We start from the raw sequence: 20,565 nt of genomic DNA, 5'->3' as shown, positions 1-20,565 counted from the left end.
TCCCGCTTGTTTTACTCGCCACGCGGAAAACGCTGGTTTTCCTCCAGCACGTTGAGGTCCATGTGGTTGCGCATGTAGCGTTCCGAGGCTTTCTGCAGGGGCTGGTAATCCCACGGATAATAGGCGCCGTTGCGCAGCGCCTTGTAGACCACCCAGCGCCGCGCCTGGCTTTCGCGAACGGCGGCGTCGAACATCGGCAATTGCCAACGCCGGCCAATCTCGGCGGAAAGCGATGAGAGCACATCGCTGAAAGCGGGATCGCCGGCAAGGTTGGTGCGCTCCTCCGGATCGGCCTCGAGATCATAGAGCACCGGCGGATCAGCCTCGCAGACCGACAGCTTGTAGCGGCCGTCCCTGATGGCGACGAGCGGCGCGATGGAGCCTTCGGCGGCATATTCCATCGGCACCGGGCCACGCCCGCCGGTCCCGTGAGCCAGCGCTGCCAGATCTTCGCCATCCGTCCAGCGTTTGAGTGACGTAATATCAAGCCCGGCAAGTCCACACAGCGTCGGCGTGACATCAAGTGTCGAGACAGGGGCATCGATCAAAGCCGGCTGCCAACCGGGTGCGGCCACCATCAGCGGCACGCGGGCGGAACCCTCAAAGAAACACATCTTGAACCACAGGCCACGCTCACCCAGCATATCGCCATGGTCGGACAGGAAGAGGATGATCGTGTCCTCCTCCATCCGCGTCGCCTTCAGAACGTCAAGAATTTCGCCGACCTTTTCGTCGATATAGGAGATATTGGCGAAGTAACCGCGCCGTGCCCGGCGTATCTGCTCGCCTGTGATCTCGAATGCCCCGTGATCGCAGGCTTCCAGCAGCCGCTTCGAATGTGGGTCCTGCTCCTCGAAGGCAATCGCCTGCGACTGCGGATCGAGCGCCGGGCAGTCTTCATAGAGGTCCCAGAATTTGCGCCGCGCCACATAGGGATCGTGCGGGTGGGTGAAGCTGACCGTCAGGCACCACGGCCGGTCGTCAAGGCGGCGCGACAGGTCGTAAAGCTTGCGGGTGGCGTTATAGGCCACCTCGTCGTCATACTCCATCTGGTTGGTGATTTCGGCGACACCTGCGCCAGTCACCGAGCCGAGATTGTGATACCACCAGTCGATCCGCTCACCCGGCTTGGTATAGTCGGGTGTCCAGCCGAAATCGGCGGGATAGATATCCGTCGTCAGGCGCTCCTCGAAGCCATGCAGCTGGTCCGGGCCGACGAAATGCATCTTTCCCGAGAGGCCGGTGTAATAACCCGCGGCCCGCAGGTGGTGCGCATAGGTCGGGATATCGGAAGCAAATTCGGCGGCATTGTCGTAAACCCGCGTGCGGCTCGGCAATTGCCCGGACATGAAGGAGGCGCGGGCCGGCGCGCAAAGCGGGCTTGCCGTATAGGTGTTGGCGAAGCGGACAGACCGCTCCGCCAAGGCTTTCAGATGTGGCGCATGGAGAAAATCGGCCGGGCCATCGGGAAAAAACGTCCCGTTAAACTGGTCGGCCATCAGGATCAGAATATTGGGACGCGGCATTTCCACTTTCCGATTTTAGAGGCCAAGCTTGCCTTTGACGGCGTCCGCACCCGGCTTGCCATCCAGCGTGGTAACGCCCTGCAGCCAGCCATCCAGCGCCTGCGGATTGGCTTTCACCCATGCCGCTGCCGCCGCCTTCGAATCCTCACCACCGAGAATGGAGCCCATCAGGGTATTTTCCATGCCGATATCGAATTTGAGGTTCTTGAGCAGCATCGCCGCATTCGGGCATTGCTGCGGCCAGCCGGTGCGGGCGAGCGTATAAACTTCCGCGCCGCCGAAATTCGGGCCGAAATAGGCGTCGCCGCCGGAGAGATAGGTGATATCGATCTTCTCGTTCATCGGATGCGGCGCCCAGGCGAGGAAGACCACGGCCTTCTTGTCCCTGCCCGCCCGTTCCACCTGCGCCAGCATGGCCTGCTCGCCGGATTCGACGAGCTGCCAGCCCTTCAGGCCGAAATCATTGGCGTCGATGATCTTCTGGATATTCTGGTTGGCCGGTGCGCCGGGCTCGATGCCATAAATCTTGCTTTCGAATTCATCGGCATGTTTGGCCAGATCGGCAAAATCCTTGACGCCCTTTTCCGCCATATAGGCCGGCACTGCCAATGTGAACTTTGCACCCTCGAGGTTCTTCGTCATCACCTCGGCCGCCTTGGCGGCATTCAGATCGTCCACGAAGGATTTCTGCGCCGGCATCCAGTTGCCGAGGAAAACGTCGATCTCGCCGTTTTTCATCGCCTGATAACCGATCGGCACCGACAGTGTCTTGACGTCGGCTTCATAACCCAAGGCATCGAGCAGCACGGAGGCAACGCCATTGGTGGCGGTGATGTCGGTCCAGCCTGGATCGCTGAGGCGGATCGTCTTGCAGGCCGCGTCATCGGCTGCCTGAAGCGGGGTGGAGAAGGCCGCCACGGACAGAAAAAGACCGGCGGCGATGCGATGCAGATGAGAAATGGTTTTCATTGCGGCTCCCCTTTTATCAATCCAGTTTATTGAACACCACGTTGCTTTTGCCTGTGAAGCGGGTATTTTTCGATAGTTGATATAAGGAATTTTAATGTCAGACCGGCCGCTCGATCTGGGATGGATGCGCATTTTCACCGAGGTTGCCCGCCGCGGCAGCCTGACGGCGGCGGCTGCATCCCTGCGGCTGACGCAGCCGGCCGTCAGCTATCAGATTCGCCGGCTGGAGGAGGAACTGGGTGTGGCGCTCGTGCAGCGCAGACATCGCGGCATCGAACTGACGACGGAGGGTCAGAGGCTGTTCGAGATCGTCTCGCGCAATGTCGACGCCATCGACCTTCTCGCGCAGCAGCTTCGCCGGACGGAGGAGCGGCAGACCATCCGTCTGCACACGGACTATGCCTTCTCGTCCCTGTGGCTCATCCCGCGCATGCACGGATTTCGTGCCCTCAACCCCGACATCAACATCCAGATCGTCGCCACGCAGGATCCGCTCGGCCAGGGCAAACACGATAGCGACGTGATGATCATTTTCGGAACGCGGCAGGAAGCGGGCGACGGGGCGGTATTGCTGCTTTCGGAAAAGGTCACGCCGGTCTGCTCGCCCGCCCTGCTGGCCGGGACACCGGCACCCGCAACCGTTGCGGATTTTTCGCGGCGGAAGCTCATCCACCTCGAAAACACCTCGCAGGCGCACTGGTTCGACTGGCCTTCCTATTTCAAGCATTTTGGCGTGCATCGCGGTGCGGAGCATGATGGCGGCGATATCAGCTTCAACAACTACACCATGGTGGTGCAGGCAACCATCGGCGAACAGGGTTTCGCGCTCGGCTGGGCCGGGCTGGTCGATCCGCTGCTCGAAGCCGGCGTGCTGGTGACGGCAGGCCCGAGCCTTGATGCACCGGGGCGCGGCTACTGGCTGATGCGGCCGAAAAGCAGCGATAGCGCGGTGAGAAAACTCACCGGCTGGCTGATCGACGAGCGGCGATGACGCCGCCCGCCAGCGCTATTGGTTCAGATCGGATAATGCAGCGGCCCGTCCTGCAACGTGACCCAGCGCAGCTCGGTGAATTCCGCAATGCCCGCCGTGCCGCCAAAACGGCCGTATCCGGAGGCCTTGACGCCGCCGAAAGGCATCTGCGCCTCATCGTGAACAGTCGGGCCGTTGATGTGGCATATGCCGCTTTCGATGCGGGCGGCAATGGCAAGCGCCCTTGCCTGATCCCTGCCGAAAATCGCCGCGGAAAGACCAAACTCGGTTTCGTTGGCGATGCTCACCGCCTCGTCGATGCTGCCGGCCCGGATGATGGAGACGACGGGACCGAAGCTTTCCTCGGCATAAAGCCGCATGGCGGGCGTGACGCCATCGACGGCGATCGCATCTACCATCGTGCCATTGCCGCCGCCGCCCGCGACCAGCCGCGCGCCCTTGGAGACGGCATCATCCACCAGCGCCCGGATGCGCGATGTCGCTTCGGCGCTGACCAGCGAGCCGAGCGGTGTTTTGCCCTCACGCGGATCGCCGGCCGTGAGGCTCGAAGCCTTTTTGGCAAAGGCCTCGACAAATGTATCGGCAACGCTGTCGAGCACGATGATGCGCTCCGTCGACATGCAGATCTGGCCCTGGTTCATATAAGCGCCGAAGGCAGCAGCCGCGACAGCCGCATCGATATCGGCGTCATCAAGCACGATGAACGGCGCTTTGCCGCCAAGCTCCAGCAAAGCGGGTTTCAGGTAACGGCCGGCCGTTTCGGCAATCACGCGGCCGACGCGGGTCGAGCCGGTGAAATTCACGCGTCTGACGGCGGGGTGCGCGATCAGCGTGTCGACGATCTTTGCCGCATCTTCCGGCGCATTGGAGACGGCGTTGAGCACGCCCTTGGGCAGACCGGCCGAAGCGACTGCTTCGATGATCAGCGCATGGGTGCGCGGGCAAAGTTCCGAGGTCTTCATCACGACCGTATTTCCGCAGGCGAGCGGCGTGGCGATGGAGCGCACGCCGAGAATGACCGGCGCATTCCAGGGCGCGATGGACAGCACGACACCCGCGGGCTGGCGCAGCGCCATTGCCATGGTTCCGGGACGGTTGGAGGGGATGATCTCGCCCTTGATCTGGGTTGTCAGGCTTGCCGCCTCCACCAGCATGTCGCTTGCCAGTTTGACGTTAAAACCGGCCCAGGCATCGGTTGCGCCGATTTCTTCCTTCATCGCCTGGGTAATATCAGGCCCGGCGGCGAGAAGCGCCTGCGCGGCAGCCAGAAGCAGGCGGCGGCGTTCACCGGGCGGTGTTGCCGACCAGACCGGGAAAGCGGCCGCCGCGGCATCGGCCGCACGGGTGGCGTCCTCCACCGTCGCCGCCGCAGCACTCGTCGCCACGTCGCCGGTGATGGGGTTGCTGCGTTCGAAACGCTTGCCGCTCGCGGCCGGGCAATGGTCGCCGCCGATGAAAAGATTGACAGTCTGCATGGTCTTTCTCCTGAGTTCAGACAATGGCGGCGGTGGTGCCGCCGAGAAACGCCCGTTGCACGGCGGGATCGGCGGACAGGGCCTCAGCCGTGCCTGCCCCGACGATCCGTCCTGCTTCCAGCAAATAACCGCGATCGGCAAGCGCGAGGCTTTCGCGCACATTCTGCTCCACAAGCAGAATGGAAAGGCCGCTCTTCTTGATCTCCGCCAGGGCAGCAAAAAGTTCCTGCGTGACGATGGGCGCAAGGCCAAGGCTCGGCTCATCCAGCAGCAGATAATCCGGCGCCGACATCAAAGCCCGCCCGATGGCGACCATCTGCTGCTCGCCGCCGGACATGGTGCCGGCAAGCTGCTGCCGCCGCTCCGCAAGGCGCGGAAACAGCGAGAAAATATGCTCTCGTGTCGCCTTTTCCGCTGAGCGGGCATGGCGGGGATTGGCCCCGAGACGGAGATTGTCCTCCACCGTCAGCGCCGCGAAAATTCCGCGCCCCTCCGGCACCAGCGCCACGCCGCGTTCCACGATCTGATGGGCGGGAACAGCGGCAAGCGACGCGCCGTTGACGCGCACGTCTCCGGAGGCGGGAGCCACCATGCCGCCGACCGCTTTCAGCAGTGATGACTTGCCAGCGCCATTGGCGCCGAGCAGCACCACCGTTTCACCCTTGGCGACATTGAGCGATATGCCGTCAACCGCGAGATGTTTGCCGTAACGGATTGTCAGTGCGTCTATTTCAAGCATGTGCCGCTCCCAGATAGGCGGAAATGACCTGCGGATCATCAAGCACCGTTGCCGTCGGTCCGTCGGCGATCTTGCGACCGGCCGCCATGACCACGGAACGCGGGCAGAGTGCGCGGACGGCGGCCATGATGTGTTCCACCAGCAGGATCGTCGTACCCTCCGATGCCAGCCGCCGGATCAGCGCGATCCCCTCCTGCAGCTCGGTGGGGTTGAGGCCTGCAAGCCATTCGTCGAGAAGCAGAAGCTTCGGTTCGCCCGCCAGCGCACGCGCCAGTTCAAGGCGCTTCTGATCGATATAGGTGAGATCGCCGGCCGGCAGGGTCTCCCGCCCGGCAAGACCTATCCGTTCCAGGCAGGCGCGCGCGACCTTCTCCGCCTCGGAACGCGGCAGCCGTCGCGGCCCGAACATGGCCGATACGGCCACGTTTTCAAGCAGGGAAAGCGACGGCAAAAGCCGCACGAGCTGGAAGGTGCGCGCCACGCCGGCGCGCGCAATCACATCCGGCCGCCGGCCCGCAATCTCCTGCCCTTTCAGCCGGATCGACCCTTCGGTCGGCTTCAGCGCCCCGGAGATCAGGTTCATCAGCGTCGTCTTGCCGGAACCGTTCGGCCCGAGCAGCCCGACGACCTCGCCGGCCTCGATTGTGAGGCCAAGGCCATCCACTGCCTTCAGCCCGCCGAAGGTCTTGCGGATATCGGTGATTTCGAGAACGGCGCTCATGCGGCTTTCTCCTTTTTGCGTAGCTTCTCCAGCGCCGCCAGCACGCCATCCGGCAGAACAAAGACGATGAGGATGAAGAGAGCGCCGAGAATGATGGAAAAATGGTTGGGGAAGTTGGCGCCCAGCCACTCGAACAGCAGGAACAGCGGCGCCGCACCGAGAATGGGTCCCCAGCGGCGTGTGGCTCCGCCAAGCAGGGCCATGATGACGGTGAGGAACGATACCTGCGGATTAAAGACGATGGCCGGCTCGATATAGACCCAGCGCGGGGCCTGAATAGCGCCGACAAGCGTGATGATCGTGGCAGACAGCACGAAGAGCGTCAGCTTGGTGCGGGCGAGATTGATGCCTGCATGGGCGGCCACGACCTCGTCGTCACCGATGGCCTTCAATGCCAGTCCGAGCTTGCTGCTATCGATCAGGATTGCCAGCAGGAGGGTGACCACAGCCAGCGCCAGCAGTTGCCATAGCACATGCTGCGGCTCCAGCGGCAGGAAGATGTAACGCCCGAGCGTGCCGGTCACATTCACCTCATACCAGGTGATGAGCTGGCGGATGAGTTCAGCAAGGCCAAAGGAAAAGATCACGAAATAAATGCCGGCGACGCGCAGTGTGGAAAGCCCGACGACAAGCGCCAGCGCCGCGCCGACAAGGGCCGCGCACAGGAGCACCAGCGGCCATGGCAAAACCTCGCTCAGCACCGCGACCGTATAGGCCCCGACACCGAAGAAGGCGACGGTGGCGAGCGAAATATAACGAGTTGGGCCGGAAAACATCGCCCAGGCAGAGGCGAGCGTCGCATAGCCGAGAAGGCCGATGATGACGCCGACGCCATAGGCATCGAAAAAGAAGGGGGAAAGCGCCAGCAGCGCAGCTGCGGCAAGGCCGATGAGAAGCGGGATCATTTGCCCCTCCTTGCGAAGATGCCTTCCGGACGCCAGAGCAGCACCACGAGGAAGAGCAGATAGGTGGCGGCAAGCGTGAGGCCGGGATCGACATAAACGAGCACGAAGGTTTCCACGAGGCCGAGCAGCAGCCCGGCCACCAGCGCGCCGAGGAGATTGCCGACACCGCCCATGATGACGACGACAAGCGCCTTCATGGTGAAGACCACGCCATAGGAGGCGGAAAAGGTCTGGTACATCGAGATCATCACTCCACCCGCCACGGCGAGTGCGCCGCCAAGGGCAAAGCCGATTGAGGCCACACGGTTCACATCAATGCCGACCAGCGGCGCGGACCGCGGCGCCAGCGCCACCGCCCGCAGGTTGAGGCCCCAGCGGCTGTGGGTGAGCGCCAGATAAAGCCCGCCGCCGATTGCGACCGACAGGATGAACGACAGGAGCCGGTTCAGCGCCACCGTCGTGCCGAAGATGTCGACGCCATCGGAGAGATAGGAATAGGAATGGTAGTTGCCGCCGAACACCACGAGCATGATGCCCTGGATAACGAAGAGCAGCCCGAAGGTCGCCAGAATGGAATCGACTTCCAGACGGCCGGAGCCACCCGAACGGCGCACCAGCGGCCGCATCATGACCCGGTAGATCACGAAAGACAGGGCGTAACCGAGCGGCACGATGATGAAAAGCGACCAGAGCGGCGACAGGCCATAGCTGGAAAACAGCACGAAGGTGATGAAGGCAGCCGCAATCAGCACTTCGCCATAGGCAAGGTTCATGATGCGGGCGATGCCATATTGCAGTGAAAGTCCAAGCGCGATCAGCGCATAGGTCCCTCCCAGCATCAAGCCGAAGATGAGGGTGGATAAAAACAAGGGAATGTCTCCAGTCTGGAACATGGCCGAAGCCTTCCGGCCGGGGTTTATGGCCCCGGCCGGCAAAGGTTCACCATTGCGGCTTCGGAACGACCGGCTTCGCCGCACCCGGACGGTCTGCGGGCGCAATCGCCACGAAACGGTCACCCTGCCATTGCCCGGCCCACCAGAGCTGGCGAAGCTGGTTGTCTTCAAGCTTGACCGGGCCGATGACGGTCTCGAAGCTTCCCGTCGAAAGCTCACTTGCCACCGCCGCCTTGTCGAAGCCGACGCGCTGAACGGACTGGGCCAGCATTTCGAGGCTCGCATAGGTGATGGCACTTGCCCAGCTGTCCGGCTTGGTGCCGATGAAGGCTTCGTGGCGCTTGAAATAATCCTCGATCTTGCCGCTGCTGCCATCAACGCCGCCGATGCTGATCACCCCCTCCTGCTTGCCATTGGAAACCTTCGGGAAGATCGGGAAAGCGCCGCCGACACCGACATAAAGCACCTTCGGGTTGAACTTCGCCGTCTGCGCCTGTTTCGTCACCGCGAAACTATCGGGCGGATAGGAAAAGGCGATGAAGCTGTCCGCACCGCTCGCCGCCGCCTCGTTGACCAGTGCTGCGAAATCCGAAGTGCCAACCGGATAGGTCTTGTCATAGGCAAGCGTGAAACCCGCTTCCTTCAGCGCCGGCCGCGCGGCTTTGATGAGATCAATGCCGAAACCGTCAGCCACGGAAATCACCGCGACCTTGTCGTTGATCTGGCCGGCATCGCGCGCGGCTTTCAAAACATCGGCAAGCGCATTGGCATAGTCATGACCACCGCCCAGCATCCAGAAGCTCTTTTTCCAGCGCGCCGCGAAATCGGGCGCCTTGTCCGTCACGCCGGTAACCGCAAGCTGCGGATAACCGAAACGGTCGTAAAGCGGCGCAACGGCCAGATTGAAGCCCGTGCCCCAGGGCGGCAGAATGAAATCGACCTTGTCCTGGCTGGCCAGACGCTCGGTGAACCGCACCGCATCCTCGGCCGAGGAGCGGTCGTCATACTCCACCACTTCCACCGGCAGACGCTTGCCATCCGGCAAAGTGAGGCCGCCGGCATCGTTGACCTCCTTCACCCATAATTTGTAGTTCGGAATGGTGGTGATGCCAGCACCCGTGGCATTGGCGCCGCTTTTGGAAACGGCATAACCGATCTTCACCGAGGTGCGGTCCTGCGCATTGGCGTGACCGAAAGATACCGCCGACAGGGCAGCACCGGAGAGCAGGCAGAACAGCGTTCTGCGCTTCAGATTATTCATGATGTTCCTCCCAAAGCGCCTTATCGGGGTTGCCGTTCTCCTCAAGGCATTCCCCTGCGCTGATCAAAGTTTAGCAATGACAGCCGCATATAAAATGCACTAATGTAGCGCATTATTGTACTTTTGGAGGCTGAATGCCGCTGCACAGCCAGATTGCCGGCAATCGCGTGGAGATCACGGCGCGCACCCTCGCCTCGACGCTGCGCATATCCGAATTCCGGCTGGAATCGGATAGTGCCCATCTGCTTCTCCTTTCCGCCGGGGAAGCGGAAATCATACAGGGTGAAAAGACGCTGCCTGTCCCGGCACCGGGGCTCGTCTGGCTGCCCATCGGCCCCGCCGCCGCCTGCGGCTGACTGCCGGAAGCCGTGGATCGCTGCTGAGGACGACGGAAATCGGGCTTGCCCATGCGATGCCCACCGGCACGAGCGCGAGCGCCGTGCGCAATATATTGCAGCGTGTTCTGACGCAGGCGCCGGCGGAGAAGGACCGGCAGGAGCTGGCGGGTTACCTCGAGACCATCGCCAGCGAAAATGTCCGCGCGACAACCGGTTCGGACACGATCATCGCCAGCCTGCTCTCCGTCACCCTCATTCGCATCTGCCAGCACGCCATCGCCGATATTGCCGCAGCCGTCTCCACGCCCGGCAGTCTCACCGAGCGTTTCGTGCTACTGGTCAGCCAGCACAAACGCGATCAATGGGGCGTGGAAGACTATGCGAGCCAACTCGGCGTCAACCGCGAACGTCTTGGATTTGCAGTGCGCAAGGCGACAGGGCTTTCGCCGCAGGCCTATATTCATCGCGAACTGCTCTCTGAAGCGCGTAACCTTCTTCTGAACTCATCGCTGCAAGTGGCTGAAATCGCATTCCGATTGGGATTTCAGGACCCCGGCTATTTCAATCGCTTCTTCACCCGCAATGAAGGCACCTCTCCCGGGCGTTTCCGGCGAATGGGGATGCGCATGCAGAATGTTCCGCCGCCTTCCTATGCGGCATGGCCGTGACCGTTCTGGTGTGAGAGCGCCACGCCCGCACCGGCAGGATCAGTCCCTGCCGGTCCGCTTCATTTCAGTCAGAAAAACATACCGCCCCAGACCTTCACTCGGCCGCGATCCGTTTTGGAAGGACGAGATCATCGACGGAATAGGCGTGGAACTCGCTCTTCGAAACCGTATCCAGCCGCCTGAATTTCTCGACGAAAACCGGATCGGTAAAGAACTCGTCGACATTGCCGGCATCCTGGATCGCCTCGATATTGACGACGGTCAGGCCGTCCTTGCTTTTCGCAAGGTTGCTCCAGAGAAATCCTTCCTTGCGTTCCGCTACATAGTGGACGACGTCCTGGATGATGGCAAAGGCTTCTTCCTGCTTGCCCGGGTGAACGTGGATGACGTTGACGATGAAGGTTGTGGCAGAAGGCGCGCCTGAAAAGCAGGCAATCGGTGTCGTTTCCATTGATATCTCCGTTTGATACGCACACCCTTATCGGCGTGGCACGGTCTGGATATCTCCTCGGAAATAGCGGATAAACGGGCCGCAACTCTCAACATATCGGAAAATATTTCCGTAATGGAGCAATCTTGGACAAGCTTGGTACGCTCGGCATCTTCGTTCAGGTGGCGGAAGCCGGTAGTTTCGTCGCGGCGGGACACCGTCTGGGAATATCCGGTTCCGCGGTTGGAAAAGCCGTCGCCCGACTGGAAGACGAACTGGGTGTTCGTCTCTTCAATCGCTCGACGCGCAGCATCGCCCTTACGGAGGAGGGAAGCTATTTTCTGGACACCTGCCGGCGCATCCAGTCGGAATATGAGGAAGCGCAGGCGAAACTTTCGCGATCACAGGCCGTCCCGCGCGGGCAGCTGCGTGTCAGCCTGCCGCTTGCTGGCATGCTGCTGATGCCGACAATATCCGCCTTCATGAGCACCTATCCGGAGATCAATCTGGATCTCGATTTCACCGATCGCATCGTCGATGTCATCGAGGAGGGTTTCGACGCCGTGATCCGCACCGGCGATTTGAAAGATACACGCCTGATGAGCCGAAAGCTCGGAACATTTAGGCATGTGATCGTCGCGTCGCCCGAATATCTTTCCGCACACGGTTGCCCCAAAGCGCCGGAAGATCTGCTCCTGCATCGCTGTCTGCACCACCGCTTTGCCAATTCCGGCAAGCTGGAACCCTGGCCACTCGTTCGCGATGGGCAGGAAATCAAGCTGAACCTTCCGGCAGCCACCGTGGCAAGCACGCTCGAGCCGTTGATCCACCTCGCTCAGCACGCCTTCGGCATCACATGTCTTCCACTCTTCGCAGCCGCATCTGAAATCGCGAAGGGAAAGCTGGTATCCGTGCTTGACGACTATCTGGCGGCGACCGGCACCTTCAGGGTACTATGGCCCACAAGCCGGTATCTATCACCCAAGGTGCGGGTGTTCGTAGACTATATGGCGGCTAATCTCTTCAAGCCGTGAAGGCTTAAACATTCGGATTAACGGTCCCCTCTTGCGACCGCGCCACCTGATCGGTCGCATCATCGGCTTGCGCGATGTCTGATTTTCAATATTTCATCTTCCCAATTTGTAACTTATAAATTACAATCCAATCATGATGCGCCTAAAGCAATCTGCAACATTTCAGAAATGGTTCAGGAAGCTGAAGGATGAGCGGGGCAAGGCTCTGATTACCTCCCGCTTGAACAGGCTCTCTTTTGGACATGCTGGCGATACTGCCCCTGTTGGTGACGGTGTGAGTGAATTGCGGATCCACTACGGACCCGGCTACCGCATCTATTTCATCAGATCGGGCAATGTCGTTATCGTGCTCCTTTGTGGTGGGGACAAGAGCACGCAGGACAAGGACATCAAAACCGCAAAGCAGATTGCATCCCAATGGAGTGATGACGATGAATGAGAAATTTACGAACTTCGATCCTGCCGAACATCTTAAAAGCGACGAAGCCATTGAAGCTTTTCTGGAGGATGCTTTCGCAACCGATGATGCGGCCTATATCGCAAATGCCCTTGGCGTTGTCGCTCGTGCAAAAGGCATGACGAAAATAGCGCGCGAAACCGGGCTTGCCAGAGAGAATCTTTACAAGTCGCTCAGCGAAGCGGGAAACCCGACGCTGGAAACAACCATCGCCGTCCTCAACTCCCTGGGCTTTCAGCTCACCAGCAAACACAAGGCTGCATGATCAGCTCCTGACATCATCAGCCATTGCCCGGTGCCGCCCGATCGGCAGCATCATCGGCTTGCCCGAGGTCGGGTCTTTGATGACCCGGCTTTCGATGCCGAAAACCTGGCGTACATTTTCCTCCGTCAGCACGTCTTCAGGCGTGCCGCAGACATGCAGCTTTCCACCCGTCATCGCAACCAGATGATCCGCGTAACGCGCTGCGAGATTGAGATCGTGCAGCACCATGACGATGGTGGTCTGGCGGGCGTTGTTGAGGTCTGTCAGGAGATCCAGCACCTCGACCTGATGGCTGATATCGAGGAAGGTCGTGGGTTCGTCGAGCAGCAATATATCGGTCTCCTGGGCGAGCGCCATGGCGATCCAGACGCGTTGCCGCTGTCCGCCGGAAAGCTCGTCCACCGGTCGCTCGGCAAGTTCCACCGTATCGGTGGCGACGAGTGCTGCGGCCACGGCCTCATCGTCCTGGCGCGACCAGCGGGCGAACAGGCCGTGATGCGGATGCCGTCCACGGCTGACGAGATCGGCGACGACGATGCCTTCCGGCGCAATCGGCGACTGCGGCAAAAGACCCATGCGCCTTGCAAGTTCACGGGAGGGAAGACGATGAATAGACTTTCCATCGAGCAGGACCTGACCGGCACGGGGAGAGATAAGCCGAGACATGCTGCGAAGAAGTGTGGACTTACCGCAGGCATTGGCGCCGACGATGACGGTGATTTTTCCACGCGGGACGACCAGATCCAGCCCTTCGATGATAAGGTTTTCGCCGTATCCGGCTGAAAGACTGTTCACGGAAAGAGAATGGCTGGTCATAAGGAGCCTCCGCTGCGGTTGACCCGCACGATAAGGTAAATCAGATAGGGCGCGCCGAGAGCACCGGTCACGACCCCGACCGGGTAACGGCCCGGCAACAGGAATTGGCCGCAATAATCGCCCACCAGCACCAGCACCGCGCCAACCAGCGCTGCCGGAATGAGCAGAGACCCGTTGCTGCCGACGATACGCGCGGCAATCGGCCCCGACAGAAATGCGACGAAAGCGATGGGACCCGATACCGCTGTAGCAAAGGCGATCATGCCCACGGCGGCGATGATGACGATGATGCGCGTTCGCCCCACCCGCACACCGAGAGCTGCGGCGGCATCGTCACCCAGTCTCAGTGCCTCGAGATCGCGCGCGCGGCTGATGAGCAGACCGCCAAAGAGGACGAGCGCGATGAAGAGCGGCAGCGTCTGGGCAAGTTTCGCACCGTTGACGCTGCCCGTCAGCCAGCGCATCGCTTCCTGCAACGTCCATGCCGGTGCGACAGACAGGATATAGGCGATGAAACTTTCAAGCATCGCGGAAACACCAATGCCGACAAGGATCAGCCGCGTGCCCGCCACACCGTTGCGGAAAGACAGAAGATAGACCAGCAGCGCAACCCCAAGCCCGGCGACAACGGCAAAAACCGAGACGAGCGGTCCGCTTAGATGCAGGACGACGATGGCGAAGACGGCGGCCACACTTGCCCCGGAGCTGATGCCGATAATATCCGGGCTGGCGAGCGGGTTGCGCAGCATGATCTGGAAGGCAACGCCGCCAAGGCCAAAGCTCAGCCCCGCCAGAACCGAGAGCAGCGCCCGCGGCAGGCGCAATTGGCCGACGGTGAAAGTGACACCGGCAATATCCTCACCGATAAGTACGCGCAGGACATCCCCGGGCGGGGTGAAGGATTGCCCCAGCATCAGCGTCAATGCAAAAGCGGCAATCAACAGGGCAGAGAGAGCCATGATGACGATGCGACGCCGGCGCTGACGCGCTTGGCGGTTGAAAACCAGTGTTTCCATGACAAGAGCGTGCGTGGTCATAATTCGCGCACCCGCTGGCGTCTGACGATCCAGATGAAGAACGGCCCGCCGACAAGGGCGGTAACGATGCCGACATCAAGCTCGGACGGCCGCGCCACGATGCGCCCGACAATATCGGCCGCAAGCAGCAGGCAGGCACCACCAAGCGCGGAAAACGGCAAAAGCCAGCGATTATCCACGCCGACGAGCAGGCGGCAGAGATGCGGGACGACCAGCCCGACAAAACCGATCGGCCCGCAAATGGCGGTCGCCGCGCCGCAGAGAAGAATCGCCCCAAAGGATGCCACGGCCCTTGCAACCGCGACATTTTCACCAAGCCCGGCGGCCAGCTCATCTCCAAGCGCCAGAGAATTCAACTTGCGTGCAGAAAGAAGGCTGATGGCGAAACCGGCGGCGAGAAACGGCAGCACAGTCTCGATCCGTTCAAAGGTCGCACCGCCGACACCGCCGATCTGCCAGGACCGGATGCCACCGGCAATATCGCTGCGCGGCAGCACGACGGCAATGACAAGCGACGAAAAGGCGACCGAGGTGGCGGCACCGGCCAAAGCGAGTTTCAGAGGTGTGGCCCCTCCCCGCCCGAGTGAACCGACCACATAAACGAAAACCGCCGACGCCCCCGCCCCGACAATTGCAACGACGATAAAGGACTGCGCCGAGGCAATGCCGAACCAGACGATGCCGATGACGACAGCAAGCGACGCGCCCATATTGACGCCGAGAATGCCCGGATCGGCAAGCGGATTGCGCGTAACGCCCTGCATGATGGCGCCGGAGAGGCCGAGTGCGGCCCCGGCCAGCACGGCAAGCAGCGTGCGTGGCAGGCGAACCGCTACGGCGGCTTCCGCCACCGTCTCGACGCGACCGGCGAGCGCCGCCGTAATATCCGCAAAGGATACGTCACGCGTGCCGATCGCAACCGAAAGCGCACATAGCAGGGCCAGAAGCGCCAGCACGACGCTGAGCCATATGCTGCGCATCCGGTTGGAACGGCCGCCGGGCGGCGGGACCGGTGTTTGGGCAGGCGACAGCATTGTCATTGCGCCTTTCCGGATGATTTGTCCGCTGCTGCCGCCAGAAGGTCGGCATAGTCCTTCAAAACCCAGGAAATAGACAGCGGCGTGGGGTTGGATGCGGTCCCGAGCGGATCACGCCCCAGCATGACGATAGCGTCATTGGCAACGGCTGGCATGCGGGCGAGAAGCGGATCGGCCCGCATCGCCGTGAGCAAGGGCTGGCTGCCATAGGTGACGACAATATCGACATCGTCGAAGGCATCGACACGCTCGGCACTGACGCCGGCTGCGAATTGCCCCGGCTTCGTCGCTTCCGCCACGCTCTTCGGCGAGGTGAGCCCCAGATCAGCGAAAAACTTCACGCGGCTGTCATTGGCGGTGTAAAAATTGACGACACTGAGATTGGTGGCGTCAAGATGGGTAACGAACATTGCCGACTTGCCTTTCAGCTGCGGATGCCCCGCGACCACCTGAGCGATCTCCCCTTCGATGCGCGTGATGAGCGCCTCGCCTTCCGCAACCATGCCAAGCCCGGCGCTGTTCAGCCGGATCATCTCGCGCCAGTCCGTCGCCCAGGGGGAGACGGGATAAGCAACCACCGGGGCGATCTGGCTCAGCGTGTCGTAGTCGGACTGGCTGAGGCCGGAATAGGCGGCGAGGATGACATCCGGCTGCGTTGCCGCCACGGCCTCGAAATCAATGCCGTCCCCTTCGTCAAACAGCACGGGCTTTGTCGCTTTGAGTTCGGCAAGCCGCTTCGCCACCCAGGGCAGCAGGCCGTCGCCATCGTCATCTCCGAAGTTGGCTGCGGCAAAACCGACGGGCACGATGCCGAGCGCCAGCGGAACCTCGTGGTTCGCCCAGGCGACCGTCGCCACGCGCTCCGGTTTGCTGGCAATCGTGGTCGTGCCGAAGGCGTGTTTGATGACGATGGGATAGGCCGTCGTCTCGCCTGCCGCCAGGAGATTCGGCGCAACCATCGACAGGAAAAACACAAATGCCGGCACAAGACCGCGAAACAGGAAAAGCATGAGCGAAGCCTTCAAAGGTTCAAAAGTGGACTTGAACTCTCAGCTTCATATGTTCGCGTCAAGCCCGGGGAGGAAAAGCCGCCACGGCAACGGTGAAATTTCCGGGGTTTCGTACAAAACCGCAAAAAGTTACAATACCGGACAAACTTTCTCAAGTTATTGGGCGCTTCAAGAGTGGGCCGTGGAAGCGGCGATCGGGGCACCAACGTCTGGATTTTAGCAATGAGCATTGAAACAAACGGCGCAAACCGCAGCAACGCGCGACTGCGCTACGGGAAAGCGGCCCTTCTTGCCTGCACGGCGCTTGTGGCCCTCGTGCCCGGCCGGTCGCTGGCGCAGCAAGCGGCCAATACCGGCAGCACCACTGTTCTGGAAAAAATCACCGTCGAAAGCGGCGACAATGACCAGAAGTCGATCGTCGCCACCCGCACCACGAGCGGCAGCAAGATGGCGACCGATATTCTCGATACGCCGGCCTCCGTTTCCGTCATCACCGCCAAGGAAATGCAGCAGCGCGGCGTGCAAACGGTGGAAGAAGCCCTGCAATATACCGCAGGTGTCACCACGGATTTCTACGGTTCCGACGACCGCTTCGATTATTTCAAGATTCGCGGTTTTGACGCCTATACGTATCGCGACGGGCTGACGCTCGGCCGTCCCTTCGGCGCGCTGCGCGAAGAGACCTATGCCTATGAGCGCGTGGAAGTGCTGAAGGGCGGCAATTCCACCACCTTTGGTGTCTCTGATCCCGGCGGTTCGGTAAACTACTCCACCAAGGTGCCGAAACGCACCCGTTTCGGCGAGGCCTATGTGACCGGCGGTTCCTATAGCCGGGCTGAAACCGGCTTCGATTTCGGCGACAACATCACCAGCGACGACACGCTGTCCTACCGTCTCACCGGCAAGCTCAGAAATGCCGATGCGGAATATGACTATTCCCGCGATGACGAAAAATTCTTCATGGGTGGCCTGACATGGCGCCCGAGCGACGCCACCAGCCTTACCGTCGTTTACGATCATCTCAACAAGGACGGCGTTCCAGGCGGCGGCGGTCATCCGGTCGGTTCGCATTTCGACCGGAGCCGTTTCTTCGGCGAACCGGACTACAATTATCGCGGCACCAACCGCAATTCACTGAGCGTGATGTTCGACCATGATTTCGGCTCGGGCCTGACCCTGAGTTCAAACGCGCGCTACAGCAAGACCAATACCGATTTCGGTTATGCCTATATCTCGTCCACCCCGACGAACGGCTCGACCATCGCCAACCGCGCCTTTTTCGGCAACGACACCGAAACCGAGAATTTCCTGATCGACACGCGGCTGCAATATGACACGACGTTCGAAAGCGTCGAGAGCCGCAGCCTCGTCGGCGTCTTTTACAATGATTACTCATCCGGCAGCAAAAACTACTTCGGCTCGGCCCCGAGTATCAACTGGATGAACCCGGTCTATACCGGTGCGCCCGCCTCCGTGCCGCTCTATGCCAGCTCGCTGACCGATCAAAAGACGAGGGCTCTCTATCTTCAGCAGGACCTGACCTTCTTCGACAGGCTGATCGTCAGCGCCGGCCTTCGCAATGACTGGATAGACACCGATCAGACCAACAGGCTGAATGGCACGAAGGCAAGCGGCGACATCAGCGAGATGACCAAGCGTATCGGCGTGTCCTACAAGATCACCAGCGAAATCGCGCCCTACATCAGCTACGCCGAATCCGTCGTGCCGGCCTCGGGCCTGACCGTCGAGCCCGAGCGTGGCGAACAGATCGAGCTTGGCGTGAAGTACCGGCCGGATGCCTTCCCCGCTTTGTTCACGGCATCGATCTACGACCTGAAGAAAAACAACATCACCGTCACCAGCCCGATCACCAGCCTGCCGACAACCATTGGCGAGGTGCGTGTGCGTGGCCTCGATCTGGAGGCCAAGGCGGAAGTGACCGACAATGTGAGCCTGACGGCGGCCTATTCCTATCTCAATGCGGAAATCACCGAGAACGGCACCGCCGGCAATGTCGGCAACCGCCCGCAATTCGTGCCGGAACATCAGGCCTCGCTGTGGGTCAATTACACGCTCGCCGGTAACGATCATTTCGGTGACATGAGCTTCGGTCTGGGTGGCCGCTTCACCGGGTCCTATTATTTCGACAATGCCAACAAGGTATCGACCGGCAGCAGCGTGACCGTGGATGCGGCATTCAGCTACAAGATCCAGGAAACCGCTTCGCTGGATGTAAACGTTTCCAACCTGTTCAACGAAAAGCACGTCTCTTATGGCGGGTTCGGCGCTGACTTCTACAATCCCGGCCGGGCATTTTCCGTGACGTTGCGAAAGACGTGGTAACCATCGATATTATCAATACTTTTCAAGATATTACATGGTTTTCCCAATATTCAACATCATCCTCGGTCTCGTCCCGAGGATGATGTAGAGCGTGCTTGTGGAATTGCGCCGAAACACTGAACATGGACGGCACAACACCAACCATCAAAGCAGCCTGTGCATGCGCCGCCAGGCAGCGGGTGTATTGCCCACGGACTGGCGGAAGGCCTTGGTCAAATGGGCCTGATCGGAAAAACCGAGCTGGGCGGCTATATCGGCCACGGTGAGATCACCCTCCAGCAAGAGTTTCTGGGCAAGGTCGATACGCCGTTCCAGTTGCCATTGCAGCGGCGTCTTGCCCGTTGTCTGGCGGAACACGGTTGCAAACCAGCTTTCCGAAAGCCCGACAATGTCAGCCATCTCCGCAACCGTCATACGGTCATCACCGCGCTTTTCGACACGGGCGAGCAATCTGTTCATCTGCGCCTGGGTCAACCTGCCATTTGCCTGCTCCGGCGATGGCCCGGGAATATCCAGCAATCCCGCAACGATGCTGCCGACAAGGCTTTCCGCATAGACCGCATGTTTCGAGGGCTCGGCCAGCTCATCGACAAGCAGCCCCGCCAGCGTTTCGACCGACCCGATATCCTGTATCTCAACCGGACGACGCAACGCCGTCATCGCCGCCGAGCTACCGACCGATGGCGACAGGAAACGCAGCAGACGGTCTTTATGAATATGAAGGTTGAGATGCGAAAACCGGTGTGTGGCACTGCTGCCCGTCCACATGGGAACACCTGCAGGCACATAGACCGCACGCGTCATGGGTCGGGAATGCTGCGCCAACTCGCCGTCCCGGTTGGAAATCCTTATCCGCGACGAGACATCGTTGAAAAATATCATGATACGCGGATCGGCGGCCAGATAATAACCCTTCGCCCCCATCTGGCTTTCGGCCTCCCAGAACGCACTGACCAGCCCGTCCAGCTGACGCCATTTAACCGGCGCAGTGACGCTGATCCCTTCCGTGTGCCAGGTCATGGAATGCCAGAAACTCAATGCGGGTACCGTCCGGTTGTCGAGCCGAGGTTGGGGATATGGGAGACATGCGCGCCATGATAACGGCCGCCGCAAGCTCCATCGAAGGCCCCAATAACATGACTTATCAATTCATGTTAATAGCAAAGATGGTTGTAATGCAAAACATTGCTGCAGCGGGGCGCAATCCCGCAGCAAACTGAGCCCTGGAACCTCCAGGCCGGCCATCCGTTGATCTTCGGAAGAACGACACCTCAAAGGGAGATCACTATGAACGGCAAAAAGGAACCGGGCGATTTCGCCGACAAGAAACGCGAAGAGCAGGGCCGTGGCGTCATTGTCGCTGGGCCGGATGCGCATGAAAATGAAAAAGGCGGCAAGACGCCATCGGGGAAAGCCGAAAAATCTTCACCGGGCAAGCCGGCTGCTTCCTCCGATCGCAGGTGAGTTTGTGAGGCTGGCCTTTCGCCGCAACCGAATGGCCCCTATGCGTTCCAACCTAAGTCCAAAGCTTTCCCTCTTCCTGAAGCTCTGTGCTGTTATCCTTGGGTCAAGCCCGAGGATGACGACTAGAACGGCGGGAAAGGTGTTCACAAAAGTAAAAAGTCCCTGATTGCTCAGGGACTTTCTTTA

22 protein-coding genes and 1 pseudogene are annotated in these 20,565 nt (G+C 60.5%); 9 read left to right on the top strand and 14 right to left on the bottom strand.

Features of this window, described 5'->3' with window-relative positions:
- Positions 1-11 precede the first annotated feature (11 nt).
- Together betC and choX are read right to left on the bottom strand one after the other, a co-directional pair.
- A complete protein-coding gene (gene betC / locus AGR13A_RS24005; protein ID WP_080840064.1) occupies positions 12-1,526 on the bottom strand; it encodes a choline-sulfatase in 1,515 nt (504 codons plus the stop codon).
- Between the two features lie 15 nt (positions 1,527-1,541).
- A complete protein-coding gene (gene choX / locus AGR13A_RS24000; protein ID WP_080840062.1) occupies positions 1,542-2,495 on the bottom strand; it encodes a choline ABC transporter substrate-binding protein in 954 nt (317 codons plus the stop codon).
- A 94-nt stretch (positions 2,496-2,589) separates the two neighbouring features.
- On the opposite strand from choX, the gene AGR13A_RS23995 reads away from it, so the two are divergent.
- Positions 2,590-3,486 carry a choline sulfate utilization transcriptional regulator gene (locus AGR13A_RS23995; RefSeq protein WP_080840060.1) on the top strand — a complete coding sequence of 299 codons (897 nt, stop codon included), beginning with the start codon at positions 2,590-2,592 and terminating at the stop codon, positions 3,484-3,486.
- Between the two features lie 23 nt (positions 3,487-3,509).
- Here AGR13A_RS23995 and AGR13A_RS23990 read toward each other — a convergent pair whose 3' ends face one another.
- Genes AGR13A_RS23990 through AGR13A_RS23965 form a run of 6 tightly spaced genes read right to left on the bottom strand, consistent with a single transcriptional unit; the run spans position 3,510 to position 9,480 of the window.
- A complete protein-coding gene (locus AGR13A_RS23990; RefSeq protein WP_080840058.1) occupies positions 3,510-4,961 on the bottom strand; it encodes an aldehyde dehydrogenase in 1,452 nt (483 codons plus the stop codon).
- Positions 4,962-4,977: 16 nt separating this feature from the next.
- On the bottom strand, positions 4,978-5,700 hold the full coding sequence (locus AGR13A_RS23985) for an ABC transporter ATP-binding protein (protein ID WP_080840057.1): 723 nt from the start codon (positions 5,698-5,700) through the stop codon (positions 4,978-4,980).
- A complete protein-coding gene (locus AGR13A_RS23980; RefSeq protein ID WP_080840055.1) occupies positions 5,693-6,421 on the bottom strand; it encodes an ABC transporter ATP-binding protein in 729 nt (242 codons plus the stop codon). The genes AGR13A_RS23985 and AGR13A_RS23980 overlap by 8 nt, the downstream gene beginning before the upstream one ends.
- Positions 6,418-7,326: a branched-chain amino acid ABC transporter permease gene (locus AGR13A_RS23975; protein WP_080840054.1), complete on the bottom strand. Its 909-nt coding sequence runs from the start codon at positions 7,324-7,326 to the stop codon at positions 6,418-6,420. Before AGR13A_RS23975 ends, AGR13A_RS23980 begins: the two co-directional genes overlap by 4 nt.
- Positions 7,323-8,219 (bottom strand): branched-chain amino acid ABC transporter permease, encoded by an 897-nt coding sequence (locus AGR13A_RS23970; protein ID WP_374701884.1) that lies wholly within the window; start codon positions 8,217-8,219, stop codon positions 7,323-7,325. The genes AGR13A_RS23975 and AGR13A_RS23970 overlap by 4 nt, the downstream gene beginning before the upstream one ends.
- Before the next feature lie 46 nt (positions 8,220-8,265).
- A complete protein-coding gene (locus AGR13A_RS23965; protein ID WP_080840052.1) occupies positions 8,266-9,480 on the bottom strand; it encodes an amino acid ABC transporter substrate-binding protein in 1,215 nt (404 codons plus the stop codon).
- A gap of 134 nt (positions 9,481-9,614) precedes the next feature.
- Between AGR13A_RS23965 and AGR13A_RS23960 the strand changes: the two are divergent.
- Positions 9,615-10,486: pseudogene (locus tag AGR13A_RS23960) on the top strand (helix-turn-helix transcriptional regulator).
- A gap of 94 nt (positions 10,487-10,580) precedes the next feature.
- On the opposite strand, the gene AGR13A_RS23955 reads toward AGR13A_RS23960, so the two are convergent.
- Positions 10,581-10,937, bottom strand: coding sequence for an antibiotic biosynthesis monooxygenase (locus tag AGR13A_RS23955; RefSeq protein ID WP_035224849.1), 357 nt, complete (start codon positions 10,935-10,937; stop codon positions 10,581-10,583).
- Positions 10,938-11,062: 125 nt separating this feature from the next.
- Here AGR13A_RS23955 and AGR13A_RS23950 point away from each other — a divergent pair, with 125 nt between their 5' ends.
- From AGR13A_RS23950 to AGR13A_RS23940, 3 genes are all read left to right on the top strand, one after another.
- Positions 11,063-11,950, top strand: coding sequence for a LysR family transcriptional regulator (locus AGR13A_RS23950; protein ID WP_080840051.1), 888 nt, complete (start codon positions 11,063-11,065; stop codon positions 11,948-11,950).
- Positions 11,951-12,083: 133 nt separating this feature from the next.
- The gene (locus tag AGR13A_RS23945) at positions 12,084-12,389 is read left to right on the top strand and encodes a type II toxin-antitoxin system RelE/ParE family toxin (protein ID WP_139786124.1); all 306 of its coding nucleotides are present in this window, start codon (positions 12,084-12,086) and stop codon (positions 12,387-12,389) included.
- Positions 12,382-12,672, top strand: coding sequence for an addiction module antidote protein (locus AGR13A_RS23940; RefSeq protein ID WP_080840465.1), 291 nt, complete (start codon positions 12,382-12,384; stop codon positions 12,670-12,672). Before AGR13A_RS23945 ends, AGR13A_RS23940 begins: the two co-directional genes overlap by 8 nt.
- On the opposite strand, the gene AGR13A_RS23935 is transcribed toward AGR13A_RS23940, so the two are convergent.
- The 4 genes from AGR13A_RS23935 to AGR13A_RS23920 are packed head-to-tail and all read right to left on the bottom strand — an operon-like array spanning position 12,673 to position 16,572.
- Positions 12,673-13,488 (bottom strand): ABC transporter ATP-binding protein, encoded by an 816-nt coding sequence (locus AGR13A_RS23935; RefSeq protein WP_080840047.1) that lies wholly within the window; start codon positions 13,486-13,488, stop codon positions 12,673-12,675. It lies immediately after the preceding gene.
- The gene (locus AGR13A_RS23930) at positions 13,485-14,525 is read right to left on the bottom strand and encodes a FecCD family ABC transporter permease (protein WP_080840045.1); all 1,041 of its coding nucleotides are present in this window, start codon (positions 14,523-14,525) and stop codon (positions 13,485-13,487) included. Before AGR13A_RS23930 ends, AGR13A_RS23935 begins: the two co-directional genes overlap by 4 nt.
- Positions 14,522-15,565, bottom strand: a complete 1,044-nt coding sequence (locus AGR13A_RS23925; protein ID WP_080840043.1) for a FecCD family ABC transporter permease — start codon at positions 15,563-15,565, stop codon at positions 14,522-14,524. Before AGR13A_RS23925 ends, AGR13A_RS23930 begins: the two co-directional genes overlap by 4 nt.
- Positions 15,562-16,572: an iron-siderophore ABC transporter substrate-binding protein gene (locus AGR13A_RS23920; protein WP_080840041.1), complete on the bottom strand. Its 1,011-nt coding sequence runs from the start codon at positions 16,570-16,572 to the stop codon at positions 15,562-15,564. Before AGR13A_RS23920 ends, AGR13A_RS23925 begins: the two co-directional genes overlap by 4 nt.
- On the opposite strand from AGR13A_RS23920, the gene AGR13A_RS23915 reads away from it, so the two are divergent.
- Positions 16,571-16,792 (top strand): hypothetical protein, encoded by a 222-nt coding sequence (locus tag AGR13A_RS23915; RefSeq protein WP_080840039.1) that lies wholly within the window; start codon positions 16,571-16,573, stop codon positions 16,790-16,792. The genes AGR13A_RS23920 and AGR13A_RS23915 overlap by 2 nt on opposite strands.
- A gap of 2 nt (positions 16,793-16,794) precedes the next feature.
- On the top strand, positions 16,795-18,915 hold the full coding sequence (locus AGR13A_RS23910; RefSeq protein WP_080840037.1) for a TonB-dependent siderophore receptor: 2,121 nt from the start codon (positions 16,795-16,797) through the stop codon (positions 18,913-18,915).
- Positions 18,916-19,059: 144 nt separating this feature from the next.
- On the opposite strand, the gene AGR13A_RS23905 is transcribed toward AGR13A_RS23910, so the two are convergent.
- Positions 19,060-19,953, bottom strand: coding sequence for a helix-turn-helix domain-containing protein (locus AGR13A_RS23905; RefSeq protein ID WP_208612418.1), 894 nt, complete (start codon positions 19,951-19,953; stop codon positions 19,060-19,062).
- A 47-nt stretch (positions 19,954-20,000) separates the two neighbouring features.
- On the opposite strand from AGR13A_RS23905, the gene AGR13A_RS25210 reads away from it, so the two are divergent.
- Together AGR13A_RS25210 and AGR13A_RS23895 are read left to right on the top strand one after the other, a co-directional pair.
- Positions 20,001-20,135, top strand: a complete 135-nt coding sequence (locus AGR13A_RS25210) for a hypothetical protein (protein ID WP_308400343.1) — start codon at positions 20,001-20,003, stop codon at positions 20,133-20,135.
- Positions 20,136-20,202: 67 nt separating this feature from the next.
- The gene (locus AGR13A_RS23895; RefSeq protein ID WP_080840033.1) at positions 20,203-20,379 is read left to right on the top strand and encodes a hypothetical protein; all 177 of its coding nucleotides are present in this window, start codon (positions 20,203-20,205) and stop codon (positions 20,377-20,379) included.
- Positions 20,380-20,565: the final 186 nt, after the last annotated feature.

Origin of the sequence: Agrobacterium genomosp. 13 str. CFBP 6927 (assembly GCA_900012615.1) — a bacterium.
In the GTDB taxonomy this organism is placed as follows: Bacteria; Pseudomonadota; Alphaproteobacteria; order Rhizobiales; family Rhizobiaceae; genus Agrobacterium.
Note: the sequence above shows the minus strand (reverse complement) of the source record. Positions and strands in the feature narration are given on the sequence as shown.

Bases quoted from the DNA above. Each gene is read 5' to 3' on its own strand.
- betC (WP_080840064.1), bottom strand. From the start codon at position 1,526: ATGCCGCGTCCCAATATTCTGATCCTGATGGCCGACCAGTTTAACGGG.
- choX (WP_080840062.1), bottom strand. From the start codon at position 2,495: ATGAAAACCATTTCTCATCTGCATCGCATCGCCGCCGGTCTTTTTCTG.
- AGR13A_RS23995 (WP_080840060.1), top strand. From the start codon at position 2,590: ATGTCAGACCGGCCGCTCGATCTGGGATGGATGCGCATTTTCACCGAG.
- AGR13A_RS23990 (WP_080840058.1), bottom strand. From the start codon at position 4,961: ATGCAGACTGTCAATCTTTTCATCGGCGGCGACCATTGCCCGGCCGCG.
- AGR13A_RS23985 (WP_080840057.1), bottom strand. From the start codon at position 5,700: ATGCTTGAAATAGACGCACTGACAATCCGTTACGGCAAACATCTCGCG.
- AGR13A_RS23980 (WP_080840055.1), bottom strand. From the start codon at position 6,421: ATGAGCGCCGTTCTCGAAATCACCGATATCCGCAAGACCTTCGGCGGG.
- AGR13A_RS23975 (WP_080840054.1), bottom strand. From the start codon at position 7,326: ATGATCCCGCTTCTCATCGGCCTTGCCGCAGCTGCGCTGCTGGCGCTT.
- AGR13A_RS23970 (WP_374701884.1), bottom strand. From the start codon at position 8,219: ATGTTCCAGACTGGAGACATTCCCTTGTTTTTATCCACCCTCATCTTC.
- AGR13A_RS23965 (WP_080840052.1), bottom strand. From the start codon at position 9,480: ATGAATAATCTGAAGCGCAGAACGCTGTTCTGCCTGCTCTCCGGTGCT.
- AGR13A_RS23955 (WP_035224849.1), bottom strand. From the start codon at position 10,937: ATGGAAACGACACCGATTGCCTGCTTTTCAGGCGCGCCTTCTGCCACA.
- AGR13A_RS23945 (WP_139786124.1), top strand. From the start codon at position 12,084: ATGATGCGCCTAAAGCAATCTGCAACATTTCAGAAATGGTTCAGGAAG.
- AGR13A_RS23940 (WP_080840465.1), top strand. From the start codon at position 12,382: ATGAATGAGAAATTTACGAACTTCGATCCTGCCGAACATCTTAAAAGC.
- AGR13A_RS23935 (WP_080840047.1), bottom strand. From the start codon at position 13,488: ATGACCAGCCATTCTCTTTCCGTGAACAGTCTTTCAGCCGGATACGGC.
- AGR13A_RS23930 (WP_080840045.1), bottom strand. From the start codon at position 14,525: ATGACCACGCACGCTCTTGTCATGGAAACACTGGTTTTCAACCGCCAA.
- AGR13A_RS23925 (WP_080840043.1), bottom strand. From the start codon at position 15,565: ATGACAATGCTGTCGCCTGCCCAAACACCGGTCCCGCCGCCCGGCGGC.
- AGR13A_RS23915 (WP_080840039.1), top strand. From the start codon at position 16,571: ATGAGCGAAGCCTTCAAAGGTTCAAAAGTGGACTTGAACTCTCAGCTT.
- AGR13A_RS23920 (WP_080840041.1), bottom strand. From the start codon at position 16,572: ATGCTTTTCCTGTTTCGCGGTCTTGTGCCGGCATTTGTGTTTTTCCTG.
- AGR13A_RS23910 (WP_080840037.1), top strand. From the start codon at position 16,795: ATGAGCATTGAAACAAACGGCGCAAACCGCAGCAACGCGCGACTGCGC.
- AGR13A_RS25210 (WP_308400343.1), top strand. From the start codon at position 20,001: ATGCGCGCCATGATAACGGCCGCCGCAAGCTCCATCGAAGGCCCCAAT.
- AGR13A_RS23895 (WP_080840033.1), top strand. From the start codon at position 20,203: ATGAACGGCAAAAAGGAACCGGGCGATTTCGCCGACAAGAAACGCGAA.